This window comes from Shewanella sp. OMA3-2 (genome assembly GCF_021513195.1).
Taxonomy (GTDB): domain Bacteria; phylum Pseudomonadota; class Gammaproteobacteria; order Enterobacterales; family Shewanellaceae; genus Shewanella.
This window is the reverse complement of sequence record NZ_CP090974.1, coordinates 473,419-499,662: the sequence shown is the minus strand read 5'-3', so window position 1 is coordinate 499,662 and position 26,244 is coordinate 473,419. Positions and strand designations below refer to the sequence as shown.

General features: G+C 41.0%; 17 protein-coding genes, 1 rRNA gene and 1 pseudogene. 5 read left to right on the top strand and 14 right to left on the bottom strand.

Going from position 1 to position 26,244, the window contains the following annotated elements:
• Nucleotides 1-345: 345 nt before the first annotated feature.
• Together L0B17_RS02270 and ccoG are read right to left on the bottom strand one after the other, a co-directional pair.
• A 16S ribosomal RNA gene (locus tag L0B17_RS02270) occupies nucleotides 346-1,889 on the bottom strand.
• Nucleotides 1,890-2,455: 566 nt separating this feature from the next.
• Nucleotides 2,456-3,883, bottom strand: a complete 1,428-nt coding sequence (gene ccoG, locus L0B17_RS02265; RefSeq protein ID WP_235087277.1) for a cytochrome c oxidase accessory protein CcoG — start codon at nucleotides 3,881-3,883, stop codon at nucleotides 2,456-2,458.
• 77 nt (nucleotides 3,884-3,960) lie between these two features.
• On the opposite strand from ccoG, the gene L0B17_RS02260 reads away from it, so the two are divergent.
• From L0B17_RS02260 to L0B17_RS02250, 3 genes are all read left to right on the top strand, one after another.
• Nucleotides 3,961-4,311, top strand: a complete 351-nt coding sequence (locus tag L0B17_RS02260; protein ID WP_235087276.1) for a hypothetical protein — start codon at nucleotides 3,961-3,963, stop codon at nucleotides 4,309-4,311.
• Between the two features lie 84 nt (nucleotides 4,312-4,395).
• Nucleotides 4,396-5,298, top strand: coding sequence for a 1,4-dihydroxy-2-naphthoyl-CoA synthase (locus tag L0B17_RS02255; protein WP_235087274.1), 903 nt, complete (start codon nucleotides 4,396-4,398; stop codon nucleotides 5,296-5,298).
• A 165-nt stretch (nucleotides 5,299-5,463) separates the two neighbouring features.
• Nucleotides 5,464-5,673, top strand: coding sequence for a DUF2061 domain-containing protein (locus L0B17_RS02250; protein WP_235087273.1), 210 nt, complete (start codon nucleotides 5,464-5,466; stop codon nucleotides 5,671-5,673).
• 224 nt (nucleotides 5,674-5,897) lie between these two features.
• On the opposite strand, the gene L0B17_RS02245 is transcribed toward L0B17_RS02250, so the two are convergent.
• The 4 genes and pseudogenes from L0B17_RS02245 to L0B17_RS02230 form a co-directional block, all read right to left on the bottom strand.
• A complete protein-coding gene (locus L0B17_RS02245) occupies nucleotides 5,898-6,596 on the bottom strand; it encodes a FadR/GntR family transcriptional regulator (protein WP_235087271.1) in 699 nt (232 codons plus the stop codon).
• Between the two features lie 190 nt (nucleotides 6,597-6,786).
• Nucleotides 6,787-8,796, bottom strand: a complete 2,010-nt coding sequence (locus tag L0B17_RS02240; RefSeq protein ID WP_443019916.1) for an alpha-amylase — start codon at nucleotides 8,794-8,796, stop codon at nucleotides 6,787-6,789.
• A 427-nt stretch (nucleotides 8,797-9,223) separates the two neighbouring features.
• Nucleotides 9,224-10,218 (bottom strand): annotated as a pseudogene (locus L0B17_RS02235) (response regulator).
• Nucleotides 10,219-10,232: 14 nt separating this feature from the next.
• Complete coding sequence (locus L0B17_RS02230) at nucleotides 10,233-13,556, bottom strand: MHYT domain-containing protein (protein WP_235089492.1); 3,324 nt, start codon at nucleotides 13,554-13,556, stop codon at nucleotides 10,233-10,235.
• Nucleotides 13,557-13,965: 409 nt separating this feature from the next.
• On the opposite strand from L0B17_RS02230, the gene L0B17_RS02225 reads away from it, so the two are divergent.
• Both L0B17_RS02225 and L0B17_RS02220 read left to right on the top strand, forming a co-directional pair.
• Entirely contained in the window at nucleotides 13,966-14,520 is a 555-nt protein-coding gene (locus L0B17_RS02225) for a carboxymuconolactone decarboxylase family protein (protein WP_235087269.1), read from the top strand.
• Between the two features lie 78 nt (nucleotides 14,521-14,598).
• Nucleotides 14,599-15,252 carry a DsbA family oxidoreductase gene (locus L0B17_RS02220; protein ID WP_235087267.1) on the top strand — a complete coding sequence of 218 codons (654 nt, stop codon included), beginning with the start codon at nucleotides 14,599-14,601 and terminating at the stop codon, nucleotides 15,250-15,252.
• 239 nt (nucleotides 15,253-15,491) lie between these two features.
• On the opposite strand, the gene L0B17_RS02215 is transcribed toward L0B17_RS02220, so the two are convergent.
• The 8 genes from L0B17_RS02215 to atpD all read right to left on the bottom strand — a co-directional run bounded on the left by L0B17_RS02215 (nucleotide 15,492) and on the right by atpD (nucleotide 26,233).
• Complete coding sequence (locus L0B17_RS02215; protein ID WP_235087266.1) at nucleotides 15,492-16,085, bottom strand: TetR/AcrR family transcriptional regulator; 594 nt, start codon at nucleotides 16,083-16,085, stop codon at nucleotides 15,492-15,494.
• 385 nt (nucleotides 16,086-16,470) lie between these two features.
• Nucleotides 16,471-17,532, bottom strand: a complete 1,062-nt coding sequence (locus tag L0B17_RS02210) for a type I restriction endonuclease (RefSeq protein WP_235087264.1) — start codon at nucleotides 17,530-17,532, stop codon at nucleotides 16,471-16,473.
• Between the two features lie 188 nt (nucleotides 17,533-17,720).
• A complete protein-coding gene (gene glmS, locus L0B17_RS02205) occupies nucleotides 17,721-19,550 on the bottom strand; it encodes a glutamine--fructose-6-phosphate transaminase (isomerizing) (protein WP_235087262.1) in 1,830 nt (609 codons plus the stop codon).
• 28 nt (nucleotides 19,551-19,578) lie between these two features.
• Nucleotides 19,579-20,355, bottom strand: a complete 777-nt coding sequence (locus tag L0B17_RS02200) for a DeoR/GlpR family DNA-binding transcription regulator (protein ID WP_235087260.1) — start codon at nucleotides 20,353-20,355, stop codon at nucleotides 19,579-19,581.
• 141 nt (nucleotides 20,356-20,496) lie between these two features.
• Entirely contained in the window at nucleotides 20,497-22,644 is a 2,148-nt protein-coding gene (locus L0B17_RS02195; RefSeq protein ID WP_235087258.1) for a TonB-dependent receptor, read from the bottom strand.
• A gap of 190 nt (nucleotides 22,645-22,834) precedes the next feature.
• Entirely contained in the window at nucleotides 22,835-24,199 is a 1,365-nt protein-coding gene (glmU, locus tag L0B17_RS02190; RefSeq protein WP_235087257.1) for a bifunctional UDP-N-acetylglucosamine diphosphorylase/glucosamine-1-phosphate N-acetyltransferase GlmU, read from the bottom strand.
• A gap of 177 nt (nucleotides 24,200-24,376) precedes the next feature.
• Entirely contained in the window at nucleotides 24,377-24,805 is a 429-nt protein-coding gene (locus tag L0B17_RS02185) for a F0F1 ATP synthase subunit epsilon (RefSeq protein WP_235087255.1), read from the bottom strand.
• A gap of 36 nt (nucleotides 24,806-24,841) precedes the next feature.
• Nucleotides 24,842-26,233, bottom strand: a complete 1,392-nt coding sequence (atpD, locus tag L0B17_RS02180) for a F0F1 ATP synthase subunit beta (RefSeq protein ID WP_235087254.1) — start codon at nucleotides 26,231-26,233, stop codon at nucleotides 24,842-24,844.
• Nucleotides 26,234-26,244 lie beyond the last annotated feature (11 nt).

Below are 26,244 nucleotides of genomic sequence, written 5' to 3'. Positions count from 1 at the left end.
TAATTAGACTGTATCGCAACTAGCTGGTTTTTACTTGTCTCACTCCCGACCAGGAAGTGTGACTCGCCTTAGTTTTTAGAATATTCAAGACACTTAAACAGTGTTTTGAGAACTCAAGTGTTAATACTTTCGTATTAACGTTTTTCGCACTAACATAATCACACAAACAACAACGAATCATCATCTATGCGCCTTTAGTTAGTACTATCAGCTTTCCAAATTGTTAAAGAACAACACTGACCGGCAAGCGGCGTGTTTCACTCTACTTCCGAAGAAGTTAACAAGTAATCTGTGTGAACACTCACATGCATTGCTGCACTTTAGGTATTGAGTTAGTCGTATAGGTAAGGAGGTGATCCAGCCCCAGGTTCCCCTAGGGCTACCTTGTTACGACTTCACCCCAGTCATGAACCACAAAGTGGTGAGCGTTCTCCCGAAGGTTAAACTACCCACTTCTTTTGCAGCCCACTCCCATGGTGTGACGGGCGGTGTGTACAAGGCCTGGAACGTATTCACCGTGACATTCTGATTCACGATTACTAGCGATTCCGACTTCATGGAGTCGAGTTGCAGACTCCAATCCGGACTACGACGTACTTTGTGAGATTAGCTCCACCTCGCGGCTTTGCAACCCTCTGTATACGCCATTGTAGCACGTGTGTAGCCCTACTCGTAAGGGCCATGATGACTTGACGTCGTCCCCACCTTCCTCCGGTTTATCACCGGCAGTCTCCCTAAAGTTCCCGACATAACTCGCTGGCAAATAAGGATAGGGGTTGCGCTCGTTGCGGGACTTAACCCAACATTTCACAACACGAGCTGACGACAGCCATGCAGCACCTGTCTCACAGTTCCCGAAGGCACAATCGCATCTCTGCAATCTTCTGTGGATGTCAAGAGTAGGTAAGGTTCTTCGCGTTGCATCGAATTAAACCACATGCTCCACCGCTTGTGCGGGCCCCCGTCAATTCATTTGAGTTTTAACCTTGCGGCCGTACTCCCCAGGCGGTCTACTTAATGCGTTAGCTTGGGAGCCCAGTGACTAAGTCACCAAACTCCGAGTAGACATCGTTTACGGCGTGGACTACCAGGGTATCTAATCCTGTTTGCTCCCCACGCTTTCGTGCATGAGCGTCAGTCTTTGTCCAGGAGGCCGCCTTCGCCACCGGTATTCCTTCAGATATCTACGCATTTCACCGCTACACCTGAAATTCTACCTCCCTCTACAAGACTCTAGTTCCCCAGTTCCAAATGCTATTCCTAGGTTGAGCCCAGGGCTTTCACATCTGGCTTAAAAAACCGCCTGCGCACGCTTTACGCCCAGTAATTCCGATTAACGCTCGGACCCTCCGTATTACCGCGGCTGCTGGCACGGAGTTAGCCGGTCCTTCTTCTGTAGGTAACGTCACAGTAACCGTTTATTAAACGACTACCTTTCCTCCCTACTGAAAGTGCTTTACAACCCGAAGGCCTTCTTCACACACGCGGCATGGCTGCATCAGGCTTTCGCCCATTGTGCAATATTCCCCACTGCTGCCTCCCGTAGGAGTCTGGGCCGTGTCTCAGTCCCAGTGTGGCTGATCATCCTCTCAGAACAGCTAGGGATCGTCGCCTTGGTGAGCCATTACCTCACCAACTAGCTAATCCCACCTAGGTTCATCCAATCGCGAAAGGCCCGAAGGTCCCCTCCTTTCCCCCGTAGGGCGTATGCGGTATTAGCAGTCGTTTCCAACTGTTATCCCCCTCGACTGGGCAGATCCCTAGGCATTACTCACCCGTCCGCCGCTCGCCGGCAAAGATAGCAAGCTATCTTCCCGCTGCCGCTCGACTTGCATGTGTTAGGCCTGCCGCCAGCGTTCAATCTGAGCCATGATCAAACTCTTCAATTAAAGTTTTTTGAATCTTGCGATTCGGCTCAATGAATTCTGATTGCTTTATCAACCGAAGTTAACAAAGTCTTTTTGTACATATTGCTATGAACATTCATCGTTGCATTGAGTTTAAATTTTTTGATTGCCAACATTCCGAAGAACAGAAGACAATTTCGAATAACTCAATACCTGTGAATGTCCACACAGATTTCTTGTTTAAGTTGTTAAAGAGCGTTGATGTTAATTTTTCAAACATCGCCGTTAGACGCTAGGTCGTTGGCTTGGGCTGCGTATTCTACAGACCCTGTTGTCAGCGTCAAGTGTTTTTTCAAACTTTCTTGTCGCTGTTGATTTGATGATGAAACCGAAGTTTTTATCCTTTCAAATCAACCTAACTCGCCGCGTTGCTTTCGCGCTGTGCCGTGTCAGTGGATGCGCATTATAGGGAGATTCTGAGGTAGTGCAAGGGCTTTTAAGAAGTTTTTTACCAAAATAGCATCAAGGGGGCATTTTTTGGACGAAACGCACAAAAAAGGGACTATTCGTCCCTTCTTTATATGCTTTATGACTCTTATTAATGTTTTTTACTCACCGAAGAACCGTGTTTCTTGGGTGGTAATGACTGATTCACCATCTATTTCAGCCTTCACTACGATATTTATGTTGGTAACACTTCGTTTTAGCTCTACTGGGTCAATTGCCACGCTAATAGGTAATGTTAAAATCTCACCTGCTGCAATACTGACATTCTCCTGTCCGATCCATCTGGCATTATTAAGCCCTTCAACACTTAACTGATAATCGTGCTTGGCCTCGGTCTTATTCAGGATTTTAATCGTAAAGGTGTTTTCTATTTCCCCTCGATTGTTTTCCCGGTAAAGGGCATTACGATCACGGATAACATCCATTCGGACCGGCGCTATGGTTGCACTGGCGTAAACAAACAATAATATCATCACAGTTAAGATCACGCCGTAACCCACCAGCTTGGGGCGCAACACTGTCTCTTTTATGTTATCAAGCTTGTTTTCTGTAGTGTAACTAATTAAGCCTTTGTCATATCCCATACGTTCCATGGTGTTATCGCATGCATCAATACATGCACCACAGTTAATACATTCATATTGCAAGCCGTTACGGATATCGATCCCGGTTGGGCAGACTTGAACACAAAGGTCGCAGTCAATGCAGTCTCCTAATCCCTTTTCCTTAGGGTCATCTTTACGAGAACGAGGCCCGCGAGTTTCACCGCGCTTAACATCATAGCCAACTATATAGGTGTTCTTATCGAACATTGCTGCTTGGAATCGCGCATAAGGACACATATGAATACACATGATCTCCCGCATCCATCCTGCATTACCGTATGTGGCTATAGTAAAGAAAATAACCCAAAAGTAGATACCGCCATCAGCATTTAACGTAAAGACATCTATATAGACTTCTCTTGTCGGCACAAAATAAGATACGAAAGTCATGGCAGTTAAGAGGGAGATGAATATCCAGGCGGTATGTTTGGCGGTTTTACGCCAGACTTTATTAAGGCCCCACGGCATTTGATCTAACTTGATACGCTTATTACGTGCCCCTTCAAATTTTTCTTCAAACCAGATAAAGATAAACGTCCATACGGTTTGCGGGCAGGTATAGCCACACCATACTCGACCGAGATATGTCGTGACAAAAAATAATCCAAAGGCGGAGATCATAAATAGGGCGGCGAGTAATGTTAAATCCTGTGGCCAGATAGTCAGACCAAAAACATGAAATTTCTGTTCTGCGAGGTGAAACCATACAGCTTGACGGTCGCCCCATGTGATCCATGGCAATATAAGGAAGAACAGCATGGTAATCCAGCCCATACGGCGGCGCACTCTTGTCCAAAGTCCATCAACGGCTCTTACATAAATACTATTGCTGGGATTAAAACGGTCGGCCTTGTTCGCATCGGGCTGATGAATCTGAATTCGATTTTGTTTCGAATAATCTTTGGGTTTCGATTCTATTGTCATTTTACGCCCTTACTACATTAACATTACAAACAAACTGGCATAGTATATACCTTTCTAACATTTACCCGGACAAAAAAATGAGAGGTTGGATAGGTTTAGCCATCATAGGTGGCATTATTTATTACTTTGCAACAGAAACCAATAAGCTAGACGAGCCTATTGAATATGTGCAAACAATGTTTACTACAGCAGATAAAAAAGTCACTTCAATGACGGGGACAACAATTCAACGGATTGATAAAAAAATACCTATTATTAAAGAGAAAATTTATGAACGCTTGTCGACCATAGAAATTCGTGAACTTGATGGTGTTTTCATTGATAGTGATTCTATAGCAAACTTTAAACAAGAGTATTGTTCACGCTCAACGGTAAACCATCCTGTTTTTAGCCGAGATAACTTACTGTTTATTTGCGACCAGATATAGTTAACGCTTTTGAACTCGCGAGATTGACCTAGATATTAATACAGCATAGCCTTTGAATAATTGATTGAAAAAGGCTAGCTTATAATGACACAAGCGATTTCCGATATATTTGACCCTACACGTTGGAACACCGTCAGTGGTTTCGACTTTGAAGACATCACCTATCACCGCGCTAAAGATCAAGGTACTGTGCGTATTGCAATTAATCGCCCAGATTGCTTAAACTCGTTTCGCCCTAAAACCGTAGATGAACTCTTTATGGCTTTAGACCACGCTAGGCAATGGTCAGATGTCGGCTGTGTGCTAATCACTGGCAATGGACCATCAGCAAAGGGCCAGTACTCTTTTTGCGCCGGTGGTGACCAGCGTATTCGCGGTAAAGACGGTTATAAGTATGAAGGTGCTGAAGAAGGCAAACCCGATGTGGCTCGTATGGGTCGCCTGCATATTTTAGAAGTGCAGCGGTTAATTCGTTTTATGCCAAAAGTGGTTATTGCGGTTGTGCCTGGTTGGGCTGTTGGCGGCGGCCATAGTTTACATGTGGTTTGTGATTTAACATTAGCATCTAAAGAGCATGCTATTTTCAAGCAAACCGATCCTGATGTAGGCAGTTTTGACTCGGGTTATGGCAGTGCTTATTTAGCTAAGATGATTGGCCAAAAACGCGCCCGTGAAATTTTCTTTTTGGGGTTTAATTACTCGGCAGAAGAAGCCGTTGCTATGGGCATGGTTAACCGCGCTATTTCACATGCTGAACTTGAAACAGAAGCCTTAGCATGGGCGAAGGAAATTAACGCTAAGTCACCTACCGCAATGCGCATGCTTAAATATGGCTTTAACATGGCTGACGATGGTTTAGTGGGTCAGCAACTGTTTGCCGGTGAAGCAACTCGCTTAGCTTACGGTACTGAAGAAGCCCAAGAAGGACGAGATGCTTTTTTAGAAAAGCGTGAGCAAGATTTCTCTAAGTTTCCTTGGCACTATTAACTCGGTTAATGACTTAATCTGACTATAAACAAAATACATTTTAAGCCCGCTTTTTCTTGGCGGGCTTATTCATTTAAAAAATCGATTAAGCCAACTGATAAATTTAACTTTCAATTGCAAATGATAATCACTATCATTAAATCAAATCAATTGGAGGGTCTTACCATGAAAAAAACCATGACATTTGCGGTACTGCATTTTTCTGTCGCATTTACCATTACCTACTTACTCACTGGTAGCATTGTTATTGGTGGTGCGGTTGCATTAATTGAACCCGCTGTGAACACAGTGGTGTTTTACTTTCATGACAAAATTTGGAATCATATTGAAGCAAAAAAACTAGCTCAAGAGCTCGAGCTAACGGCTATCCATTAATCAGCCTTAGTCACTTAGTATGGCAACTTAGTGATAGCGAACCTAGCTAGACACTCTAGCAATGACAATATAAGAGTGGGCACCTATGTTTTCAGCACAACGCTGTGTACAAAAGGTAACTTTACGATGTTGGTTTAAATATTTGTTCTGCTATTACCTGATTAGCTTCAGGCTGTTTTAGCCGCTCTCTACACCAGAGCAGCAAACACAGAGGAAATAAGCCGTTATAATCTAGAATCAATTAACACTAATAACTCATTAATAATTTTAACCATTCCCGTTTTGGCTAACTCCGGCTGACGCATTCTTATCGCATTATAAATGGCAGCGTGATCTTCCACGTTGGCACCATTAACGCCTTTCATTTGATTGGTATAACGCAAACTCACCTTTAATGCTGTACTGGTAAAGCCGGTCATTTGTACGAAAAAGCGATTATTACTAGAACACAAAATATTTGCGTGAAACAAAATATCAGCCTCAAGCGGATCTTCAAGTCCTAGCTCAGCTTCTCTCATTCGCTGTAACGCTATGTCTAAATGTTCTATCTGTTCAGCAGTTGCATGTTTCGCCGCCAATGCTGCGGCCTCTGGTTCTAATGCTAAACGCATTTGCGTAAACTCTTTTAATAATGATAAAGAGGGTTTACTGCTTAATATCCAATGCAAAACATCAATATCGAACATATTCCATTGGCTTTCTGACATCACTTTTATACCCTGCTTTGGACGTGATGTAATTAAACCTTTAGCCGACAACATCTTTACCGCTTCACGTGTTGAACTACGGCTTACATTATACTTAATGCACAAGTCAGCTTCGGAAGGTAATCCTTCTCCAATAGGGTATTCCCCACTGACGATAGCAATGCCAAGATCATGAGTTAATTGGTGAGTTAGATTTTGACGAGTTATGCTTGTCATTCAAGTGGCTGTCTTTTGATGTTTCACGGATGAATTACATCATACTATAAAGACATCAAGCTTATTACTGAGTATATGTAAAATTTAGTACAGATAATTTAATGCATCTCTTAACTCGATTTGAGGTTAATTGAATATCAATTAAAACAGCCAAAACAGCAGTTTTGGCCGTTTTCATTATCTATAAACCTTAAAAATTACTTATTTGAATGCTATTACTGTTGAAACTAAATTGATTCACCTTGCCGCATTGTGCAACATGATTACTTGAAGGAAATGGCGTATTAGATTGGCTAATACTACTTTCCCAGCCTTGGCCATTTTTGACAAACGCTTTTACTTCAAAGTGTCCATTGACCGTTTTGCTGCAATCCATATCCACATCTAACATCCAATAATGTTGCCCCCAGATGTTTAAAGGCTCTTCTCCATATCCATTATTGGTCACGGTTTGTTTGGCTCCCCAAGCCGCAGGCCATAAATTGGTTGTCCAATCCAACGCTGAACCCGCTGATGCTGTGCTTTGGGCAGATTCAGGACCATACCAATCTAAATATGCATCATTAGCTTTCCAGGGGGCAGTGGTCACGTTACGTAGATTGTTATGTCTAATCGGGATCGCACACTCAAAATTACTACTGGTACAGGTTTTATTTAAGTTGCTTGCTGCATAGGCATGATCAATGCCGCCACGAAGAAACATATCTTGACCACTTTGGGTTTGAGCTTGAACAAAAATAACCGTCCGCTGCCAATCAGGATTATTAACAACGCCACCAGCGATGAGCTTCGCCCCTTGATGAATTGCAAACGCATCCCATGCTGTGACGTTAGCATTAATCGCACCATTATTATTAACCACTATGGTTTCACCGCTGCATGAACGTTTGTCCTGGGCGATTTTACCTTTAAGCACGTTACAATAAGTCCCTGGAGCCATAGATGTTGCTAACGATGCGGTTAAATTTGAGTTCTCTTTATTAATAGCCACAAAACCTGAGCTGCCGCGACCGAAAGCAATTTTATTGTTACCATTGTCCCACCAGTTTGTTGTGGCCCAATTATCTGCGGTATTGTTGCGAAAACTCACTCCACCAGCAATGTAGCTCCAGCGATGTTCACACTTCCAGTTGTTACCAAAACATTCTAAATTGCCATTATTATGAACGCTCACGTTAGGTCCACCAGCATCGGTATTGCCATTAAATGAATAACTCGACATTACTTTTGGATAACCATAAGGATAAGCAAGCATAAACACATTGGCTAAGTCATATAAACGACCATCTTCAAACGTAATCACATTACCTGCGCCACCGTGACCACGTTGGTTGTCATGGTTATCAACAAAAACAACCGCTGAGCTGCTCGGCATAAACCCCCAGCCTTCACCAAAGTTTTTTAAGGATGCTAAGTTACCATTACGGAATGTATTGCCTAACTGGGTTGAATATTTAAACTCTGTCACCAAGCCAACACTGGTATATTCACTGGCACTAATCGCTTCACCACCTTGGTCAATCACTTCTTGAAAAACCAGAGGAGAGCCATTCACTTTTGACATAACACCTTGAATATCTTCAACGGCCATATGTTTAGAAGCATCAAAACGGAAACCTGCAACACCTATGTTAGTCAGGTCATTCAAAAATCCAGCGATAGTGGTCTGAACATAATTAGCACTGGTATTAAGATCGGTTAAACCAACAAGCTCGCAGTTTTGTACTTCCCAGCGGTTGTTATAATCTTTAATCGCACAGGTATTATGAAAATCTTGCGGGCTATATGCAGGGTAACTTTTATTACCATAAGCGCTGCCAGCAGTGCCTGTACCGCTGCCGCTAGCCATATGATTAATCACTGCATCAACATAAATATCAACATTAACCGCCTTACAACGATTAACCATATTAATAAACTGACTACGGTTGCCACCACGACTTTGCAACACATAACTTACAGGTTGGTAGCGGGTCCACCACTGGTTGCCTTGGATGTGTTCATTAGGCGGGGAGACTTGTACTGCGGCATAGCCACTAGGCCCTAAAAACTGCTCACATTCTTGAGCGACATCTTGCCAATTCCACTCAAATAAATGCACAAATGTTGTCGGTTGTGAAGTAGCAAATACGGATGATGACATACACACAGATAAGCCAGTTGCTAGGGCCACCTTAGTTAACGCGTGATTACAATTCATGTTTAAGGCCTTTATTATTAAATTATCATTGTTGCTAACAATTTGTTAACACGAATCAGTATCGCTCAATAATCAAACAAATAAACATGCCATAATGCTGAATACGTATGCATAACAACTAAAGTAGTCGCCGCTTATATTTTAATAACGACAACTAAAATACTTTCTTAAATTAAACACAAGTCATTGATAAAGTTTACTGTAAACCACATAAGAGTGTTTAGGATTGGGTATAGCAATTAACAAACCAAACACGGCAAAGCAAGCTACTGTAAGGGCTGGGATAAGATTAATTCGAGGTGACTATATTCGAGATGACTATAAATGTAGCACGCGCTATCGTGTCGACGACTTGGTTTCTGTCAGCGGAGTAAATCTAGATAGCAAGCAAAATAGAACTGGATAATATTTAACTCTTAATGGTGAGTTAGTCATGCCAACGTTGCTTAATGTCTAAAATGCTTGGCAAGCACTGTTGAAATAAAACCACTAAATCTGGGTCGAAATGAATACCACTTTGCTCATTAATGAACGTCATCGCTTTTTCAACGCTCCACGCCTCTTTATAAGGGCGTTTACTTGTCAGTGCATCAAACACATCCGCAATGGCAACAATACGCCCTTCAATCGGAATATCTTGTCCTTTTAAGCCTTTTGGGTAGCCGCTACCATCGTATTTTTCATGATGCGTTAATGCCACAACCTTTGCTAAAGCAATTAAATCAGAATCTGATTCGCCTAATATCTCAGCGCCAATTTCTGGATGCGTTTTCATGATGGTAAATTCTTCATCGGTCAGTTTTCCGGTTTGAGCATAATACTATCTGGAATCCCAATTTTACCGATATCATGCATAGGGGCGGCATGCAGTAAATTATCTGCCGCCGACTCTGATAACCCATAGGCAAGAGCTATCACCTTAGAAAAATGACTCATCCGCATAACGTGCATGCCTGTTTCATTGTCTTTATATTCTGATGCCCGCCCAAGACGCTGAATCACTTGCAAGCGTGTACGACGTAAATCATCGGCTTGCACTAAAGACAAATGAGTACGCACGCGAGCTTTTACAATGGCCGGTGATACCGGTTTAGTAATGTAATCGACGGCCCCTACTTCAAAGCCTTTTGTTTCATCAAGTTCATCATTCAGTGCCGTCACAAAAATAATAGGTACCGCTTTACTAATAGGGTTGTCCTTTAGTCGCTGGCAAACTTCAAACCCAGTCATACCTGGCATCATGACATCAAGCAGAATTAAATTAGGCAGCTCTCTTTGCACTAAACGCAGAGCCTCCTCACCACTTTTGGCAAAAATTAACCGATATTGATCCTCAAGCATTTTTTTCAATACTCTTAGATTTGCTGGCTCATCGTCGACAATGAGAATGGTCTGCTGACAATCTTGACTATTATTTATCATTTAATTAGGTCTTTTTACTGTGTACTTATTTGCAGTTCTAAATTATCTAGTGCTATAAGTGCTTGTTCAAATTCAAAATCATCTAAAGCATTTTGTATCAGTATGCAAAGTGGTCGATGCATTGTCGGCGCTGATGCAACCAGTGACGCAACATCTGATTCATTATATTGATTATCTTTTGCACTTAGTCGAATATGATCAATAAGCTGTTGTATCTGATCCACACTCAAACGGTCACTGGCTAACACTTCATTATCATCAACTTGCAGAGCTTCGAGATAAGCATCTACTCTGGAAAATGCTTGATCAATATTGGCCACCAAAGTCAGTAACTCTGCAGGCGAGGGAATATGCGCTAAACGCTCTGCATCACTGAGTAAACGAGTGAGCTGTGTTAACGCTAAGTTACCTGATAACCCCTTAAGACTATGTAATAAGTTATGCACCGCAGGCCAGTCGGCCGCCGTTATACCTTGTACTAGTTCCACACTCGTGCTGTGTTGTTTAGTTATAAAGTTGGTAATTTCTTTAATTAGTGTCGCTTTATCACCCCACAAAGCGATACCTTTTTTCTCATTAACCACCTGTTTATTATCAACAGCCGTAAGCGTAGCATCGGTAATATCATGGTTTATTTCAAGCTTTAGCACTTGTGCTATTTCATAATTCAGCAGGGCAATATCAATAGGCTTGTTAGCAAAACCATCCATGCCAGCATCAAGGGCGGCCTTCCTGTCTTCTGGCAGTACACTGGCCGTTAATGCAATGATGGGCATGTAGGGTAGGTGTTCTGCACGCTCTTGTTCGCGACGCTCAAGTGATGCCGTTAAGCCATCCATAATAGGCATTTGTATATCCATTAATACTACATCTATCTTATCACTTCGCATCCTAAGTAACGCTTGTTTACCGTCGCGTGCGCTAATGACAGTATGACCTTGACGACTCATTAAAATAGTTAATAAATCAATATTTTGCTGAATATCATCAACAATCAAAATATCTAGCGGTTTAAGATTAATTCTCTCCAAAGGCACTGTCGAACGCAGTGCTTTTATAGGTGCAAGCAATGGCAATGAGAAAGTAAAGCAACTTCCTTCACCATAAGTACTCAGTGCAGTAATTTTACCGCCCATTAACTCCACTAATTGTTTACTAATTGTGGTACCTAAGCCTGTGCCTCCAAAACGACGGTTCATACTAGCATCAGCTTGAGCGAATGCATCAAACACCATTTTAAGCTGATCTTGGGTCATCCCAATACCTGTGTCTGTAATGGCAAATTCAATGCAACCACTAGGCTTGACGCTCACCACTATATTCACCCCACCTTCAGCGGTAAATTTAATCGCATTACCAATTATGTTTGTTAGCACTTGGCGAATACGATCGGGGGCACCGTGATAAGACAGAGTGACTTCGGCAGCCACACTCACATTTAAATACAACCCCTTAGAGTTTGCTTGTAACCACAGGGTAGACACAACTGAGTCTATTTCTTCAATTAATGAAAAATCCCTTAGCTCTAATTCGAATTTGCCTTTGTCTAATTTTGCACTGTCGAGCACATCATTTAATAGGTGTAATAATGATTTAGCTGACTGATTAATCGTATGGAGATATTTTTGCTGTTGTGGAGGTAATTTATCATCAAGTAAAATATCACTAAAGCCTATAATGGCATTCATTGGGGTACGGATCTCATGACTCATATTCGCTAAGAAAGCCGCCCTTGCAGACGCAGCTTGTTCCGCTTTGTCTTTGGCTATAAGTAAGGATTGCTCCATGGCTTTACGCTCAGTGATATCCATAATAAAACCATCAAGCCATTTATCTCCAGCATCATCAACATGGGTGCCATAACCCAGTAACCAACGTATTTCGCCTTTAATATTATAGATGCGGTACTCTAGTTGATAAACATAACCGGCGTTAATTTGTTGAGTTATTTGTTCAAGGTCATCATGATGCACGTGTTCAGAAAAATAGCGTTTCGGCGGTGACCCCAAATAATCACTTGCTGGATAACCTGTAATACTTTCTACAGCATCGCTAATAAACATCATAGGCCAGTTTTCAGTATTCATACAACGGTAAGCAATACCTGGAATGTTGGTAATCAATGAGCGAAATTGAGCCTCACTTGTTACTAAGGCGCGCTGCATTTCAATACGATAACGCAGGTCACTTACATACATAATAAAGAGGCTTCGTCCTTCAATGGACGCATGACCTATTGATACTCTTACAGGTATTGTTGAACCATTACTGTGTAACGCTTCTACGTCACGCCCATCACCTTGTTGTCTTGAAATAACACAGCTTAAAAAGCTTTCCAAATAATCATTAAAGTCATCAATAAAATTTGCAGGAATAAAGTTGCGAATATTTTGATGACATAGTTTATCAAGCTGCAAACCTAACAATGCTTCAACAGCTTTATTGCCACTTTCAATTTTGCCTTCAGCGTTAAAAGTAATAATACCGTCAATTGCGGTACTAATTGTCGCGCGGTAACGTGCTTCACTTAGCTTAGCTTGATGTAAAGACGCTCGATATTTCATTAGTAAATTAACGCCCAGTACTAATAAAATAATCGTAATGGTTATTATCGCAACAGCCCCACCAAGAAAAAGCGACATCATTTGATCTTGTTCTGAAAACTCAAAACCTGGCGGCCTAACGAAGCGGGCGGCTGCCATACCGGTGTAATGCATTCCAGATATGGCGCATCCCATCACCATAGCTGCAATAATATTTTTTTGAAGTTCGCTTAAAGTGAAACGACCAAACTTATTTAAACTAAACCGAATCCATAAGGATAAAATGGCCAAAAATACCGCGACAAAAATCGACAAACCAAAATAAAATAAGTCATATCTTAATATTGGAGCCATTTGCATAGCAGCCATACCGACATAGTGCATAGTGCCAATGCCCGCTCCAGCAAGAACACCACCAATAACAAACTGGATAAGTTTCGGATTAGAGGCTGATATGACATGGAAAGCAACCCATGACGCGGCAATACTGGGAATAAAAGACAGTAAAGTTAACGTAACATCGTAATTTACTGGAGTGCACAAACTAAATGCCAACATTCCAATAAAATGCATCGACCACACACCGCCACCCAAGGCAATGCTGCCAGACATTGTTAATATTAAACGTTTGCTCTTATCGCGAGTTACTGCGGCTTGCGCAGCCACTTGTAATGCCATGAACGAAGCTAACGTAGCAATACCTATTGAAATCAATACAGCCCAAGGCTGGAAGTTACCAATAATCAGCAAACTGTCATCGGTGACGGAAAAAAGTATACGAATAGATTCAAACATCATTTATAAATACCGCTGTGTTTAGTCATTAGTTTATCGGCATCAAAGCTGAAAACACCAGCGTCGTTACTTAATTTTACCAAAACCTGTCTTAAATCAATAATGATTAAAACGCAAAATATCATAATAAAAGGTTTTGCTGCTATTTTGCTTCAAAATCTATTGAGGTGCTAAATTTAGTCTTAGAATAAGGTCAAAATAATAGCAAGACTCTTTAAGCTCATTTTAATGCAGCTCCTGGTTAATCATTTGATTTTTTTAAACAACGACCCACAACTGAACGATTGTTCAAAATACAACTTGAACGAACGTTCAATTAGGTTTATATTATGTTCATATTAAGCACAGCGCTTAACAATAAAGTGATTTACTTCTCGCTTAATAAATTAACTACCTTTTGGAGTGCCACATGAGCAAATTTACTATCCATAATTTAGAAACGGTTCCAGCACAAAGCAAAGCATTGCTAGAGCAATCTCAAAAAGCTTACGGCATGGTTCCTAACCTTCACGGAGTATTGGCTGAGTCTCCTGGCATTTTTGAGGCCTATCAAACACTGCACACACTATTTACTGAATCGTCATTTAATGCAGATGAATTAACCGTAGTATGGCAAACCATAAACGTTGAACATGGTTGTACCTACTGTGTGCCTGCCCACACGGGTATAGCTGAAATGATGAAAGTGGATTCTGCACTATCAGATGCATTAAGAAACCGTGAAGCCATGCCAAATGCTAAATTACAGGCGCTACACGACACTACATTACTTGTGGTACGTAACCGCGGGATATTGTCAGATGCTGAAATGGACGCGTTTTTTGCAGCGGGTTATGGCCAACGCCAATTGCTTGAAATAATCTTAGGTTTATCACAAAAAGTGATCAGCAATTATGTTAATCATCTTGCTCATACACCTGTTGATGCCCCTTTTAAAAAGTTTGCGTGGCAAGACAATAAGTAAGTACAAATAGCTAAACCTAAAAAAGAGCCCACACAGTAGGCGCTTTTACTCGTTAACCACATAAAAGCAGGTAAAAATATGGCAGATAGAATTAAACTAGACATAGTTTCAGATGTCGTTTGTCCATGGTGTATCGTTGGATATGAAGGATTAAAACAAGCGATAGTAGAGCTTGGTATTGAAGATAAGGTTGATATTGAATGGCAACCATTCGAACTTAATCCAGATATGCCACCAGAAGGTGAAGAACTGCGCGCACATGTTGCCCGTAAATATGGTTCTAGCCGTGAAGACAGTGATCGTGCTCGCAGCAATATTACCGCCCGTGGTGCAGAGTTTGGTTTTGAGTTCAACTATGCTGATGACATGAAAATAGTCAACACGTTTGACGCCCACATTTTGCTAGATTATGCCAAAGCGTTTGGTAAACAAACTGAACTGAAAATACGTCTATTTAAGGCTTTTTTTAGCGAGCATAAAGATGTGTCTGACAGACAGGTTCTCGCCAATGAACTTATCGCCGTCGGCTTGAATCCAGAAGAGGCTATACCATTACTCGATAATGCAGAAGTTAGAGCGCATATCATCGCAGAGAAAAACCAGTGGTTATCTGCTGGCATAAATTCAGTGCCAACCGTGGTATTTAATCGCACCAGCGCATTAAATGGCGCTCACCCTGTTGAATCTTATAAACAAGTGCTTAGCGAACTTCTGGCTGAACAAAAAGCGTAAATTAAAAGTCACAACTTAAAAAGCCAAAAACCTTAGCAGTTTTGGCTTTTTGGTATTTAGGGGAGTAAATGTAGTGGTAGTGATAGTTAACAAAGGCAACATCAATTATTAGTTGATATTTTTCATCTAGTTTGAACACCTAATCAGCTATAGCTATCGATTAAATTTGCCGTCTTTCAAAGTACATTTATCACAATGTATAAATCAAAATATGCCATTAGTGATATAGCGTGAATACCCTATTTTTTAATGGCTAACGGTGGGTTACTGAATATAGCCTCGATAAAATCACCAATGGTATTGTCGTCATTATTAGCATGGGCATAAGTGCGAATACCAATAATTTGCACCTGTAAAAAACGCGCTAATGCTTGTGGCGTTTGTGCTGTATCTAACTCACCATTTTGTTGTGCCTGAGCTAATAACTTGGCAAACTCAGCCTCTACCATCACTAAAGACTCTTTTGCTTCAGCTAACAAGTCAGCGTTATCTTCGGTTAATTCAGCTACGGTTTTAACCAACATACACATGCCACTTGGCGCATTACATTGACCCAAAACAGCACGTTCAACAAACAACTTTAACGCCGCTAACGGAGAGCGAGTTTCAGCAATACAAATGTGCAACTGGGCAACACCAGCATTAGCATAATGCTGCAATGCTTCTTTAAATAATCCCTCTTTACTGCCAAAGCTAGCGTAAATACTACCAGGGCGCATGTCGATGACTTCTTGAAGGTTACGCATAGAAGTAGCATGAAAGCCTTTTTGCCAATATAAATTGGCCGCTTTTTCAATAATGTCTTCGCGATTAAATTTAGCTGGTTTACTCATTGGCATATCTCTAAAAACAGGGGGTTATTTTTTGAACGACCGCTCAATTATAGTCATGACACTTATTTTAGTCCAGCCGTTTAACGGTATTCTATTAACTTAAACGATACAGTACCTTCTAGCTATCTTAGCTTGATATCGATACAAATGAAGATTCAATTTTATATCTCGATAGTTATGTCATAGTAGAGTCAAAGTGAACTAACACATTAGTGGACAGAATTGGCTTAGAAGGTTTTTCTATAAAAACTTACCCTGACTCGACTAAATTTAGATAAAAAAGCCACTTTATTTCTTTTTTATACCTACTCAAATACAAAACTGGATCCCCGATAAAAACACTCGAGGATGACAGTATTTTTATTTGTACTAGCTTGTGGGGCTGTTATTCATAACATGAGATTGTTTGTAAAAGGGCATCATTGAAATCAAAAATTTGATCTAACGTTTCTATTGGATGCCTTGTTTCATTTTTATCTAAATCAAATAATCCAATATATTTTTGTTTTGCGTTGAAATGCAAACGGCATAGTGGTTTACGGTTGTTATCATCCAGTAATACACCAAAATAACTTTGGGTATCTCTGGCAATAATCCTATTAGCATCTACTTTTTGTCTCAAAATAGCTTTTACAATATTAAAGCCTTCAACTTCATCATTAGTCGTAATGACTTTAGGTTTTTCATCATCAACAAGAGATTTTTCGTCAACTTCTGCTTTCGAAACTTGTTCACTACCAATTGCTGATTTTAACCTTTCATTGATACTGTCACTTAAGAATTGCCTTAATGCTTTTTTAGTTATCTCAGTAAATTGCTGTTTTACTTTTGGCGTAAGTACACCTTCATAACTCCTTGCTGCAAAGAATTTAATAAATTCCTCTTCTGGGTCTTTAAACTGCTCACCTAATAATTTTTTTATTTGATTTAAATATTTTAGCTCTCCAGCAGCGCTCACTATGGAATCGACATCAAATGATGTTTTAGTGAGTTTTTTTAGTTCTGGAATTAAATGCTCATCAATATTTAATAAATCTAACGTTAAAAATGGTTTTTCATCCATTTTATTTGGCGCATCTAAATCGGTAAAAAATTGATATTCTGTACCGTTTGTCAAAATAGCTAATCTTGAGTTTGTTACAGAAAAATATCTAAACAACTGGCCAGCATGCTTTACTGAAAGCTTTTCACCGTATTTTTTACATTCAATAAGAATTTGTACTTCACCATCTTTGACTAGTGCATAATCAACTTTTTCACCTTTTTTTGTTGCTACATCGGCGGTGAACTCTGGAATGACTTCATTAGGATTAAAAACATCATATCCCAATACCGTATGCAAAAATGGCATTATTAGTGCATTTTTTGTTGCTTCCTCCGTTTGCAAGCTTGCAGATATCTGCGGGATTCGTTTTGATAAAGCATCTATTCGTTCAATAAAATCCATCTCATCGACCTCTTATTTGATAACGTTAAAAACATCTATTTGAATTAGCAGATAAAAACTCCCTACCTAATTTTCAAACATGATCTTTTATCGTCTGTTTGCGCGCTCTTGTCAATTAAATTATGACTAATAAAAAAGGCTTTCTTAGAAAGCCTTCTTTAAAAATATTTTTACTTAAAATCAAACAGTTACTCTACAGTGACCGATTTTGCCAAGTTACGTGGTTGGTCGACATCGGTACCTTTAATTAGTGCCACATGGTATGACAATAACTGTAATGGAATGGTGTAAATCAAGGGTGCCATAAACTCATCACAATGAGGAACCTGGATAACTTTCATGGTGTCGTCTGACTCAAACTCAGCGTCGATATCTGCAAACACATACATTAATCCACCACGAGCACGGACTTCTTCAACGTTTGACTTAAGCTTTTCAAGTAACTCGTTGTTTGGCGCAACAACAATAACAGGCATATCGGCATCAACTAAGGCTAGTGGCCCATGTTTTAACTCACCAGAGGCATAAGCTTCTGCATGAATATATGAAATTTCTTTTAGCTTTAATGCGCCTTCCATTGCGATTGGATATTGATCGCCACGGCCTAAGAATAGTGCATGGTGTTTGTCGGCAAAGTCTTCCGCTAACTGAGCAATGGCATCGTCCAAACCTAATGCTTGCTCTACTTTAGCAGGCATTGATAACAAGCTTTGGGTGATGTTAGCTTGCATCTCGTCTGACATACCGTTGTGACGACCAATTACAGCTGTTAGCATCAGTAAACCAGCTAATTGCACGGTAAACGCTTTAGTTGATGCTACGCCAATTTCAGCACCCGCTTTCATCATGTAAGCCATGTCTGATTCGCGTACTAACGATGAACCACCTGAGTTACAAATGGTTAAGGTGGCTTTGTAGCCCATTTCTTTAGCAAGACGCATTGCCGCTAAGGTATCAGCAGTTTCACCCGATTGTGAAATAGTCACTAACAAGCTATTTGGGAATAAGTGCGATTTGCGGTAACGAAACTCTGAAGCAATTTCAACATTACATGACACACCAGCCCAATCTTCTAGCCAGTAACGCGCAGCCATACCGGCATGGTAACTGGTACCACAGGCGATAATTTGTACGTGTTTAATGTCTTTTAAGAACTCTGCTGCATTATCACCAAAAGCACTGTCTAATACTTGTTTGTTGGCAATGCGACCTTCAATCGTACGGGCTAAAGCCATTGGCTGCTCGTAGATTTCTTTTAGCATATAGTGACGGTATTCACCTTTATCACCAGCGTCATGGGTCACTTCTGATTCTTTGATTTCACGCTTAACCGCATTGCCGTTAAAATCAAAAATATTCACTTCACGACGAGTCACTTCTGCCACATCGCCTTCTTCTAAGAAAGCAAAATTACGGGTTACAGGTAGTAGTGCAAGTTGGTCTGATGCAACAAAGTTTTCACCAATACCATAACCGATAACAAGTGGGCTACCACTACGAGCCACAACCATACGTTCGCTGTCGCGACGGTCAATAACCACTGTACCGTATGCACCTTCTAACTGCTTAACAGTGGCTTGTACTGCTGATAACAACGTATCAGCTGTTTTAAGTTCATGGTGGACTAAATGACAAATAACTTCGGTGTCTGTGTCTGATGAAAACACATAGCCTAAGCCTTTTAGTTTTTCACGTAGCTTATTGTGGTTTTCAATGATGCCGTTGTGAACAACGGCAATATCATCTTCTGATAAATGCGGGTGGGCATTACGTTCACTTGGTTCACCATGGGTTGCCCAGCGAGTGTGGGCGATACCCGTTCCGCCAGACAGTGGCGCTTCAGCTAACGCTGACGATAGCTCTTGTACTTTACCTAAACGGCGAGTGCGGTTTAGTTCTGTACCATTAATCACCGCCACACCAGCACTGTCATAACCGCGATATTCTAAGCGGCGTAAACCTTCAACTAAAATTTCAGCAACATCTCTTTGCGCTACTGCGCCAACGATTCCACACATGGTTATTTACCTATTGAGTATTTTTAAATTAATTTGATTCAACGTAGGGTGCAAGTAACACTTTAACACCCTGGTTTTGAATGATTTGTAATGCCTCAGCTGAGATATGGTCATCGGTGACCAATACGTTTATCTCATTCCAGGGCAATTCTAAATTCGGGATACGGCGACCAATTTTTGATGATTCGAGTAATACGATCACTTCACGTGACATTTCTGCCATCACCTTACTCAGTCCGGTTAGTTCATTAAATGTGGTGGTTCCACGATCTAAGTCCAAGCCGTCTGCGCCGATAAATAATTGATCAAAGTTATATGAGCGTAAAACTTGCTCAGCCACCTGGCCTTGAAAGGATTCTGAATGCGGGTCCCAGGTACCACCGGTCATCAATAATGTCGGTTCATTTTCAAGCTCATGGATCGCATTAGCCAGCTGTAATGAGTTAGTCATTACCACTAAACCGCGCAAGTTATTTAACTGCTGCACAATACCTGTGGTAGTGCTGCCACTATCTATAATAATGCGGTTGTGATCTTTAATCAGTGCAGCGGCCGTTTTAGCTATGGCCAACTTATTAGGGGGAATTTTGGCGCTGAACTGCTGGGTCACTTCATCAGGGACTGCTACTGCACCACCATAACGACGTAAAAGTAAGCCTGTTTTTTCTAAAGTAGCTAGATCCTTGCGAATGGTGACTTCTGATGTTTCAAAACGTAAAGACAACTCTTCAACACTGACTTCTCCTTGCTGATTAAGCAAATTGATAATGCTATGACGACGTTGTTGGGTATTACGTTTATTCATAATGGTGTTTTACTTTCATCTAAGTTACGAAACGAAAGATATTTTAGCAGCAAATGAAACTTTATCTAGGTTTTTTGAAAGATAAATAACAAAAAAGCAGCTATTATCGCTGCTTTTTTAATTGTTAAGTGTAAATCAATATTAGAACTTAGCTTCTAACGCTAGGCTAAAGTTACGACCTTGACCTATGGTGGCCATATTGTATTGACCACCTTCGACATAATCGGTATCAAACAGGTTTTTTATGTTGGCACGAAGGCTAATATCTTTGCCCATCATATCCAGAGTGTATGCCGCTCCCATATCAAAACGAATATAGTCATCTTTAGTTATAGTGTTATTAACATCAGCAAAACGCTCACCGACATATACAGCACCCAAATTCATGGCAAAGTTTTCTGTCACTTCATAACGAGTCCAAATATTGGCAGACCATTCTGGTGCATCTACTGGGGTATTACCTTCACGCTCATCACCGGTATGATATTTAGCATCTAAAAACATCATAGAGGAGGTTATAAACCAGCTTTCACTTAATTGACCTTGGGCACTCACCTCAAAACCCCGATGTTTTTGCTCACCACCTTGAGTAGTGATGTCGGTAAACTTGCTATCTGGTGTCGGTAGTTTTTCGGTAATAGTGATATTTTCTAGTGTTATATCAAAAACTGCTGCCGTTAATAGCAAGCTATCATTAAATAACTCCCATTTAGTACCCACTTCATATTGGATACCATATTCTGGTTTTAAATCTAACTCATGGTTAACATCAGATTCATTATTCACTGCACCTTGCGGGCTGAAGCTTTTTGAATAGTTAACATAAATACTGCCATTATCAGCAGGTGAGTAGATTGCACCAAACTTAGGTGATACGGCATAACTGTTTTCACCTAAACCCTCTTTCTTTTGCTCGTCATAACGTACACCGGCAAGCAACTTCCACAGCTCATTCAAGGTCATTAAGTCTTGTAGATAAAAGCCGTAGTATTTATAAGTACTCGCGGCTCCCGCTGCTACATTGTTATAGTCATAATCAGGCACAGCGACAGGTTGGCCAGGAATAACATTGATTAATTTTTTACCGCCATCACGGCGTTGTTGATAAAAATAATCTAAGTAGTTAGCGCCAATCAGCAACTGATGCTGTATGCCAGCTAAATCAAATTCGCCCGTAAAGTCAGCATAAGCGGTTTTATGCTGCCAATCATCATAACGGTCAAATGGTTTGATGTTATAACCATTAGTGGTGAATGGGTCTTCAACATACTGTGGAGCTGAATCAAAACGTTGACGATTAAACTGCTGCTCGTTATATCCCGTCTTCAATTTCCATGTGTCGTTGATATGCCAAGTTAAGTCAGCACCTAGGTTTGATACCGTATTGTCGGTAAAAGCCCAAGGGGCATCCCATATGGTTTGGTTGTTACCGATAACATTGCCTTGTTTGTCTAACCAACCACCAGCATCGATACCTGCTTTATCTTGAGTGTGATCATACTTAAGTGACAACATAACATCGTCACTTAGGTCAAACTCAGTATTAATGTAGCCTAACCAACGATCGCGTTCCTGGGCTTCATCATTGGCGGAAAACTCACGCCAATACTCAGTATCTTGCTTCACCAACACAGCACGATAACGCATAGTTTGGGCTTGATTAAAACTGCCGCCGGCATCTAATTGAAAACGCGTTGAACCATTTTCATCGGTATCAAAGCCTAGATCTAGCATGTTGTCGTAAGTAGGCTTTTTGGTCACCATGTTAACCAAACCGCCAGGGCCTGATTGACCATAAAGCATACTGGAAGGGCCTTTTAATACTTCTACCCGTTGTAGTGTTTCAATAGGCTGCACATAGTGCGACCATTGCTGGTGGCCATTTATCAGGTAACCGTTGCCAGAATCTAATTCAAAACCGCGGATGCTAAACACTTGGCGGTTCCAACGAGTGGTACCCGCGGTAACACTTGAGTCATTAACTAAAACTTCAGCTAAGTTAGTAGCAAGCTGTTCATCTGTAACAAAATCAGGGATAACATTAACAGACTGTGGAGTGTCCATTAAGTCAATATTGCCACGCATAGCACCTGAAGCCGAACCTACTTTGTAGTCGTTGAACATGCGTCCTGTGACTTCCATATGTTCAATATTTTTATGTGCCTGATCTGGAGAGACTAGCACTGAAGAAACTGACGCGGCTGGTTCTGCTTGAGCATTAGAATGCACTGAAAATGACAATAGTCCCGTTGTTACGGCTATGGCTACGGCTGATAATTTAATTAACATACATACCTCTATTAAGATGCTATACCTATTTATTGCGCGCATATTAAATGAGAATGATTTACATTAACACTAACCTTACGATAAATTTACAATGTAAATTTGATTTTTGAACAATAAAAAAAGCGATAAGTGTTTTGCACTTATCGCTTAATAATGAATGGCTAATATTGGTTATAGATATTAATTATCGTTATTTTGGTAATTTTACCGGACGTTGCCATCCAGCGATATGACGTTGTTTAACACGAGTGATCACTAACTCACCTTCAGCAACATCTTTAGCTATTGTTGAACCAGCGCCTAATGTAGCGTTTTTACCTATGGTAACAGGGGCGATAAGTTGAGTGTCACTGCCAACAAATACACCATCTTCAATTACCGTTAAAAACTTATTAACACCATCATAGTTACAGGTAATAGTCCCGGCACCAATGTTAACCCCTGCACCTATTTGTGCATCACCTAAATAGCTTAAATGTCCGGCTTTAGACCCTTTTCCTAATACGGTTTTTTTCATTTCAACAAAGTTACCTACATGGGCATCTTCTTGAAGTTCTGCACCGGTACGTAAACGGGCAAATGGTCCAGCACTGGCAGATTTACCTAATTTAGCGCCTTCTATAATAGAGTAAGGCTTAATTTCAGCGTTATCGGCAATGTCACAATCGATAAGAATTGCGCCAGCACCTATAGTCACGTTGTTACCTAAGGTAACAGTACCCTGAATAATCACGTTAACATCAATCATCACATCCATACCTACGGTAACATCTCCGCGGATATCAATACGGGCGGGATCACGAAGGTTAGCGCCTGCAAGCATTAACTTTTCAGCCGCACGCGCCTGATAAGCTCGTTCTAATTGAGCCAACTGTACTCGATTATTTGCCCCTTCAACTTCGATAGCAGATTCTGGCTGTGCTGTCGTTATAGCTACACCATCTGCATGTGCCATGGCAATAATATCGGTAAGGTAATACTCACCCTGTGCATTACTATTAGATAAACGGCTTAACCAAGCTTTTAATTGCTTGCCCGGTACAGCCATTATGCCTGTATTGACTTCGGTAATTTTTAACTGCTCAGCATTAGCATCTTTTTGTTCAATAATGCCAACCACATTATTATTTTGACGCACTATACGGCCATATCCGGTTGGATTAACAAGGTTGACGGTAAGAATAGCTAAACCATTATCGGCACGGGCGGCTAATAATTTTTCTAAGGTTGATTGCTGAATAAGCGGTACATCACCGTAAAGAATTAATACCGTATCATCATCACTAATGTTTGAATTGGCCTGAGCTACAGCATGACCGGTTCCAAGTTGTTCGGCTTGTAATACCCAATTTAAAGGCTGTTCACCTAATGCTTGCTTTAGTTTGTCTGCGCCATAGCCATATACAAGTTGAATGGCCTTTGAACCTAAAGCGTTTGCCGTATCTATAACATGTTGAACCATGCTTTTATGGGCGATTGGATGTAACACTTTAGGGAGATCTGAGCGCATACGCGTTCCTTTGCCTGCAGCTAAGATCACAACATTTAACGACATGATTGATTCCTTCAAAAGACTAAAAAGTATAATTGGCGCTATTTTAGCTGAATACTGTCTAAAATGGAAAATACTCACCATTGCTAGCAACGATAAACAAACCTTCGTAGCAAAACGACAGCAATAAAAAAAGGCGACTCATAAATGAGTCGCCTTTTTATTCAGCAAATAATCAATTTATCTGGTGATATTTCTTTTGATGGTCTCAACAACTTTCAATTGTGCTATAGATTTAGCCAATTCAATTGTTGCCGCTTCATAATTAAAGTCTACACCGGCATTAGCAATTTTCTCTTCTGCGCGACGTTTAGCTTCTAAAGCTGCTTGCTCATCAATATCATCGGCACGCAATGCAACATCAGCAAGGACAGAAATAGATGTAGGTTGAACCTCCAGAATACCACCTGAAAGATACAACACTTCTTCACTGCCATCTTGCTTGATCATGCGCGCCATGCCAGGTTTGATTTTTGTTAGCAAAGGAGCATGATTAGGCATTATACCTAACTCACCTTCAGCGCCAGATACTTCAAAAAAAGTAACTTCGCCGTGGTACAAGCTTTTCTCTGCACTAACAATATCAAGTTTGACTGTCATGCCTGCCATTGAGCTCTCCTTAAAGAACTAAGCTTTACGGCCTAGTTATTTCTTCTTGTTCGCTTTTTCGATAGCTTCATCGATTGAGCCAACCATGTAGAACGCTTGCTCAGGGATGTGATCGAACTCACCATCCAAGATACCCTTAAAGCCACGAATAGTGTCTTTAAGAGAAACGTACTTACCAGGAGAACCAGTAAACACTTCTGCTACGAAGAAAGGTTGAGACAAGAAACGCTCAATCTTACGTGCTCTGAATACCATGGTTTTGTCATTATCTGACAATTCATCCATACCCAAAATAGCAATAATGTCTTTCAGCTCTTTATAGCGCTGTAATACAGTTTGTACACCGCTTGCAACATCATAATGCTCTTGACCAACAACTTGTGGATCTAACTGACGTGAAGTCGAATCCAATGGGTCAACCGCTGGGTAAATACCTAGCGATGCAATATTACGAGACAATACAACAGTCGCATCTAAGTGAGCGAAGGTTGTTGCTGGTGACGGATCCGTTAAGTCATCCGCTGGTACATATACCGCTTGTACAGAAGTAATAGAGCCTGTTTTAGTTGAAGCGATACGTTCTTGAAGAACACCCATCTCTTCAGCCAGTGTTGGCTGATAACCTACTGCAGAAGGCATACGACCTAAAAGTGCAGATACTTCAGTACCGGCTAAGGTGTAACGGTAAATGTTGTCAACGAACAACAGTACGTCACGACCTTCGTCACGGAACTTTTCAGCGATACTCAGGCCTGTTAACGCTACGCGTAAACGGTTACCTGGAGGCTCGTTCATTTGACCGTAAACCATGGCTACTTTGTCTAATACGCCTGAATCTTCCATCTCGTAGTAGAAGTCGTTACCCTCACGAGTACGCTCACCAACACCAGCGAATACAGAAAGACCTGAGTGAGCTTTAGCGATGTTGTTAATCAGTTCCATCATGTTAACTGTTTTACCAACACCAGCACCACCGAACAGACCGACTTTACCACCTTTAGCGAAAGGACAAACAAGGTCGATAACCTTGATACCCGTCTCTAATAGCTCAGTTGAATTTGACTGCTCTTCGTATGAAGGTGCTGCACGGTGAATTTCATAACGCTCTTCTTCACCAATTGGACCCGCTTCATCGATAGGTTCACCCAATACGTTCATAATACGGCCAAGGGTTGCAACCCCTACCGGAACAGAAATTGGTGAACCTGAGTTTACTACCTCTAAACCACGACGCAGACCATCAGAAGAACCCATAGCGATGGTACGAACAACACCACCACCTAGTTGTTGCTGAACTTCCAGCACCAAACCATTACATGGGCTTTCGCCTGTGATCTTCAGAGCGTCATATACTCGAGGTACAGAATCTTGTGGAAACTCTACGTCCACAACCGCGCCAATTACTTGGACAACAGTACCTGTGCTCATGATTAATCCTC